The organism is uncultured Arthrobacter sp. (assembly GCF_902805515.1).
GTDB lineage: Bacteria > Actinomycetota > Actinomycetes > Actinomycetales > Micrococcaceae > Arthrobacter_D.
In genome coordinates this window covers 1-5,821 of the sequence record NZ_CADCTE010000180.1, presented here as the reverse complement: position 1 = coordinate 5,821, position 5,821 = coordinate 1, and the positions used below count along the sequence as shown (strand labels likewise).

Annotated in this window: 4 protein-coding genes and 1 pseudogene; all 5 read left to right on the top strand. The window is 73.6% G+C overall.

What is annotated here, in order from left to right; all coding sequences use genetic code 11:
- The coding region (locus QZX79_RS16625; protein ID WP_294570026.1) for an IclR family transcriptional regulator C-terminal domain-containing protein at nucleotides 1-406 on the top strand (406 nt) is incomplete at its 5' end.
- A complete protein-coding gene (hutU, locus tag QZX79_RS16620) occupies nucleotides 403-2,145 on the top strand; it encodes a urocanate hydratase (protein ID WP_294570025.1) in 1,743 nt (580 codons plus the stop codon). The genes QZX79_RS16625 and hutU, both read left to right, overlap by 4 nt.
- Before the next feature lie 159 nt (nucleotides 2,146-2,304).
- On the top strand, nucleotides 2,305-3,513 hold the full coding sequence (locus QZX79_RS16615; protein ID WP_294570023.1) for an allantoate amidohydrolase: 1,209 nt from the start codon (nucleotides 2,305-2,307) through the stop codon (nucleotides 3,511-3,513).
- A complete protein-coding gene (locus QZX79_RS16610) occupies nucleotides 3,510-5,063 on the top strand; it encodes an amidohydrolase family protein (protein ID WP_294570021.1) in 1,554 nt (517 codons plus the stop codon). Before QZX79_RS16615 ends, QZX79_RS16610 begins: the two co-directional genes overlap by 4 nt.
- Nucleotides 5,060-5,821, top strand: a pseudogene (locus tag QZX79_RS16605) (imidazolonepropionase); the annotation flags it as partial. The gene QZX79_RS16610 and the pseudogene QZX79_RS16605, both read left to right, overlap by 4 nt.

Sequence of the window (5,821 nt, the reverse complement as noted above, 5' to 3'; positions counted from 1 at the left end):
CCTCGACCGGCTGGTCCGGCTCACCGGGGAATCGGCCTACCTCAGCGTCCCCTCCCACGACGCCCACGGCGTCTACCTCGCCGTTCGGGAAGGCACCCACTCGGTCCGGCACGCGAGCTGGGTCGGGCGCAGCATTCCCCTGAAGGGGACCGCTGTCGGCGCGGTGCTCTCCGGCACGACGCCGCCGGCCGGGTTCGTCGTGGTGCGCAACGGCGTCGACGCCGACGTCACAGCCATCGCCGCCCCGGTCCACGCCGGCGGCCGGATCGCCGCCGCCCTCAGCGTGGTGGTTCCCAGCTACCGCATCAGTGAAGACGAAGCCACCGGAATCGGGAAGCAGGTAGCCCGCGAGGCCGCGGCCATCCTTCCCGGCACCGCTGAAACAACCGAAGGAGAAACAGCATGAGCTCACCCAAGGCGGGCGCCCCGGCACCCAGCGCCATAACCTCCAGCCCCCCAACGTCAGGCCCCGCAACGTCCAAAGCCACCACCCATGACCCATCGCGCTCCATCCGCGCCGCCCGCGGGAGAGCCCTCACGGCCAAGAGCTGGCAGACCGAGGCGCCGCTGCGGATGCTTATGAACAACCTCGACCCCGAGGTCGCCGAACGCCCCGAGGACCTCGTCGTCTACGGCGGCACCGGCAAGGCCGCCCGCAGCTGGGAGGCCTACGACGCCATCGTCCGCTCGCTCGAGGACCTCGAGGACGACGAAACGCTGCTGGTGCAGTCAGGCAAGCCCGTCGGCATCTTCCGCACCAACCCGTGGGCTCCGCGGGTGCTGCTGGCCAACTCGAACCTCGTGGGGGACTGGGCCACCTGGCCGGAGTTCCGCCGGCTCGAGGCGGAGGGGCTGATGATGTACGGGCAGATGACCGCCGGATCCTGGATCTACATCGGCACCCAGGGCATCCTGCAGGGCACCTTCGAGACGTTCGCCGCGATCGCCGCCAAACGCTTCGGCGGCACCCTCGCCGGAACCCTCACCCTCACCGCCGGCTGCGGCGGCATGGGCGGGGCGCAGCCGCTGGCCGTCACCCTCAACGGGGGAGCGGTGCTGATCGTCGACGTCGACGAGTCGCGCCTGCCCCGCCGGGTCGCCAAGCGTTACCTCGACACCGTCGCCGACTCGCTCGACGACGCCCTCGCCTCCGTCCTCGCCGCGAAGGCGGAGAAGCGGGCGCTGTCGGTGGGTGTCGTCGGCAACGCCGCCGAGGTCTTCCCGGAACTCCTCCGGCGCGGGGTCGACATCGACATCGTCACCGACCAGACCTCGGCACACGATCCGCTGAGCTACCTCCCCGAAGGCATCACCCTCGAGGACTGGTCACGGGAAGCCGCTGCGGACCCGGTGGGCTTCACCAAGAAGGCGCAGGCCTCGATGGCCCGCCACGTCGAGGCGATGGTCGGGTTCCTCGACGCCGGCGCCGAGGTGTTCGACTACGGCAACTCCATCCGCGACGAGGCACGCTCCGGCGGCTACGCGCGGGCCTTCGACTTCCCCGGCTTCGTCCCTGCCTACATCCGCCCGCTGTTCTGCGAGGGCCTCGGCCCGTTCCGCTGGGTCGCCCTCTCCGGGGACCCGGCCGACATCGCCGTCACCGACGCCGCCCTCAAGGAGCTGTTCCCGGACAACACGCACCTCCACCGCTGGCTCGACGCCGCCGCCGAGCACGTCGAGTTCGAGGGCCTGCCGGCACGTATCTGCTGGCTCGGCTACGGCGACCGCGCCAAGGCCGGCCTCCTCTTTAACCGCCTCGTCGCCGAGGGGAAGGTGTCGGCGCCGATCGTCATCGGACGGGACCACCTCGATTCGGGCTCGGTCGCCTCGCCCTACCGGGAGACCGAAGCCATGGCCGACGGCTCGGACGCCGTCGCCGACTGGCCGTTGCTCAACGCCCTGCTCAACACCTCCTCCGGGGCCACCTGGGTCTCCATCCACCACGGCGGCGGCGTCGGCATCGGCCGCTCCATCCACGCCGGGCAGGTCTCGGTGGCCGACGGCACCGAGTTGGCCGCCCAGAAGCTGGAGCGGCTGCTGACCAACGACCCCGGCATGGGCGTCATCCGCCACGTCGACGCCGGCTACCCCCGGGCCGCCGAGGTCGCCGCCGAGCGTGGCGTGCGCATCCCCATGCAGGAGTAACGGCTGGGGCCCACCCGCGGCACGCCGCGTTCCGCCCCAGCCCCCGCCCGCACCGCCCGCACTGCACCCACCGCACTGCACCCACCGCACTGCACCCCCGCACCGCACCCGCCGGTGCCGCCACCTGTACCGCCCGCAGCCGTTCTGCCCGGAGGCAACATGCAATCCGTCTCAACCCTTCTCGACTCGATCGACGGCGTCGGCCGCGACGCCCGCCGCGGCGGGTACTCCCGCCCGGTGTACTCCGCCGCGGAGAGCGAACTGCGTGAGTGGTTCGCGGCCGAGGCCGGCCGGCGCGGGCTGGCCGTCGAGACCGACCGCAACGGCATCCTGTGGGCCTGGTGGGACGTCCCGGGGACGGGGCGGAGGGGAGCCCTGGTCACCGGCAGCCACCTCGACTCCGTGCCGGGCGGCGGAGCCTTCGACGGGCCCCTCGGGGTCGCCTCGGCCCTGGCCGCCGTCGATCTCCTGCGCGGGCGCGGCGTGCAGCCGAACCGCTCCCTCGCGGTCGCGGTTTTCCCCGAGGAGGAGGGCTCCCGCTTCGGGGTGGCGTGCCTGGGCTCGCGCCTGCTCACCGGCACGATCGACGCCGACCGGGCCCGCAACCTCACCGACGCCGACGGCACCACGTTCGCCGAGGCCTCCCGCGCGGCGGGCCTCGACCCGGCCGGGCTGGGGCGCGACGAGGAGGCGCTGGGAAACATCGGCGACTTCATCGAACTCCACGTCGAGCAGGGGCGCGGACTGATCGACCTGGGCTCCGCCGTCGCCGTGGGCTCCTTCGTCCTCGGCCACGGGCGGTGGCGGCTGTCGGTGCGGGGGCAGGGCAACCATGCCGGCACCACTCGAATGGCCGACCGAGCCGATCCGATGGTCGCCGCGGCGCAGATCGTGCTTGCGGTGCGCGAAGCCGCCCGCCGCCAGGACGGCGCCCGCGCCACCGTGGGCCGCCTGACCCCGGTGCCCGGCGGCACCAATGTGATCGCCTCCCGGGTGGACCTCTGGCTCGACGTGCGCCATCCCGACGACGCCGTCACCGCCGCCCTGGTCGAAACCATCCACGGCAAGGCGCAGAAGGCCGCAGCCTTCGAGGGCTGTTCGGTCACCCTCACCGAGGAATCCCTCAGCGGCACCGTGGCCTTCGACCCCGCCCTGCAGCGGGGGCTCGGCAACTCGCTCGGCGGGGCGCCGTCCCTGCCCACCGGCGCCGGCCACGACGCCGCGGTGCTCGCCGGCGTCGTGCCCTCGGCCATGCTGTACGTGCGGAACCCCACCGGGGTCAGCCACTCCCCGGAGGAGTATGTGGAACGCGAGGACGCCGACGCCGGCGCCGCCGCGCTCGCCGACGTACTCGAGGACCTGCTGTGAGCGGCGGCGGGACCGACGGTCCCGGCACCGGAACGTCGGCTCCGGTGCCTCTCTGGTGCGCGGCGGCCTGGCTGGGGGACCGCGGCGTCGTCGAGGGCGTCCGGGTGGTGCCCGCCGGAGACGGGACGGTGGTCTCCCTCGAGGCGGGGGTTGCCGCGCAGGCCGGGGACACGCTGCTTCCCGGCGTCGTCTTCCCGGCCGCCGCCAACGCCCACTCCCACGCCTTCCACCGGGTGCTGCGCGGCCGCACCCATAACGGTGCCCCGGGCAGCTTCTGGACCTGGCGCGAATCGATGTACGCTGCGGCGCGGCAGCTGACCCCGGAGCTGTACGAGGAGCTGGCCACCGCCGTCTTCGCCGAAATGGTAGTCACCGGCTGGAGCAGCGTCGCCGAATTCCACTATGTGCACCACCGGCCCGACGGCTCGCCCTACGGAGCCGGGACGACGCCGGATTCGACGGTGTTTGATTCGACGGTGCCGGATTCGATGGTGTTTGATTCCGCGGCGGCGGCCCCGGCGGGTTCCGACGCGGCCGGAAGCGCCGACGGGCCCCACGCCATGGAACTGGCACTGGCCCGGGCGGCGGTCCGCGCCGGGATCCGGCTGACCCTTCTCGACACCTGCTACCTCAGCGCGGGCTTCGGCGCTCCGCCCGGGCCGGATCAGCTCCGGTTCGCCGACGCGTCCGCCGGAGACTGGCTGCGCCGTTTCACCTCGCTCCGGGAGGTGGTGGCCGAACGCTTTCCGGCGTCGGCCGTCACGGTCGGCGCGGCCCTGCACTCGGTACGGGCCGTCCCGCCGGAGGCGCTCACGGAGATCGCCGGGGCCCTTCCGCCGGAGGTCCCGGTCCACATCCACCTCTCCGAACAGCCCGCCGAGAACGAGGCCTGCCTCGCGGCCACCGGGCTCACCCCCACCGGCCTGCTCTCCTCCACCGGATTGCTGACCTCCCGGCTCTCGGCGGTGCACGCCACCCACCTCACGGCCGCCGACATCGACCTGCTCGGCGGCGCCGAAGCCACGGTGGTGATGTGCCCCACCACCGAGGCCGACCTGGCCGACGGGATCGGCCCCGCCGGCGGGCTGGAGCGCGCCGGCGCCCGGATCGCCCTGGGCACCGACCAGCACGCCGTCATCGACCCGTGGATCGAAATGCGGGCCCTCGAGCACGGTGAACGCCTCGCGACGGGAGGCCGCCCGCAGTTCACCCCGGCCCGGCTGCTCGCCGCCGGAACCGGGGGCGGGCTCCGGGCGCAGGGCCGCCCGCCGGCCGGGCTCGAGCCGGGTGCCGTGTGCGACCTCGTGGCCATCGACCCCCGCTCGGTGCGCACCGTCGGCAGCGACCCGGAGCAGCTCGTGTACTCGGCCACGGCGCAGGACGTCACCGACGTCGTCATCGGCGGGGTCCCCGCCGCCCACCGCGGGCGGCACCTGCGCCTGGGCGACCCCGCAGACCTGCTGGCGGCCGTCCTCGGGAGGATGGGCGGCGGCCGCATCGGCGCCGGCCACAGCACCGACCGCAGCATGAACGCAGGAGGAATCCAGTGAGCTCGACCCTCATCACCAATATCGGCGAACTTTCAACCTCCGATGCCGACCAGCGGGTCCTCACCGACGCCGCCGTCGTCCTCGAGGGGGAGCGGATCAGCTGGATCGGCCCGGCCGCGGCCGCCCCGGCAGCGGATACCGTGCACGATGCCGAAGGCCGGGCGGGACTGCCCGGCTGGGTCGACAGCCATACCCACCTCGTCTTCGCCGGCGACCGCACGGCCGAATTCGAAGCCCGGATGGCCGGGGCCGAGTACCGGGCCGGCGGCATCGCGGTCACCACCGAGGCCACGCGGGCCGCGGGGGACTACGAGCTGACCCGGCTGCTGCTGGGCCGGGCAGCCGAGGCGGCCTCCGGCGGCACCACCTACCTCGAAACGAAGACCGGCTACGGGCTCGACGTCGAACACGAGGCCCGCAGCGCGCGGATCGCCGCGGGCGTCGTCGACGAGGTGACCTACCTCGGCGCGCATCTCGTGCCGGCCGGCGTCGACGCCGATGCGTACACCGGGCTCGTCTGCGGTCCCATGCTCGACGCCGTCCGCCCCTACGTCCAGTGGGCCGACGTCTTCTGCGAGCGGGGCGCCTTCACCGCCGAGCAGAGCCGGGCCGTGCTCACGGCCTGCCGGGACGCCGGGCTGGGGCTGCGGGTCCACGGCAACCAGCTCGGCCCGGGGGAGGGAACCGCGCTCGCCGTGGAGTTCGGCGCCGCGAGCGTCGACCATGTCAACTACCTCAGCGACGCCGACATCGACGCC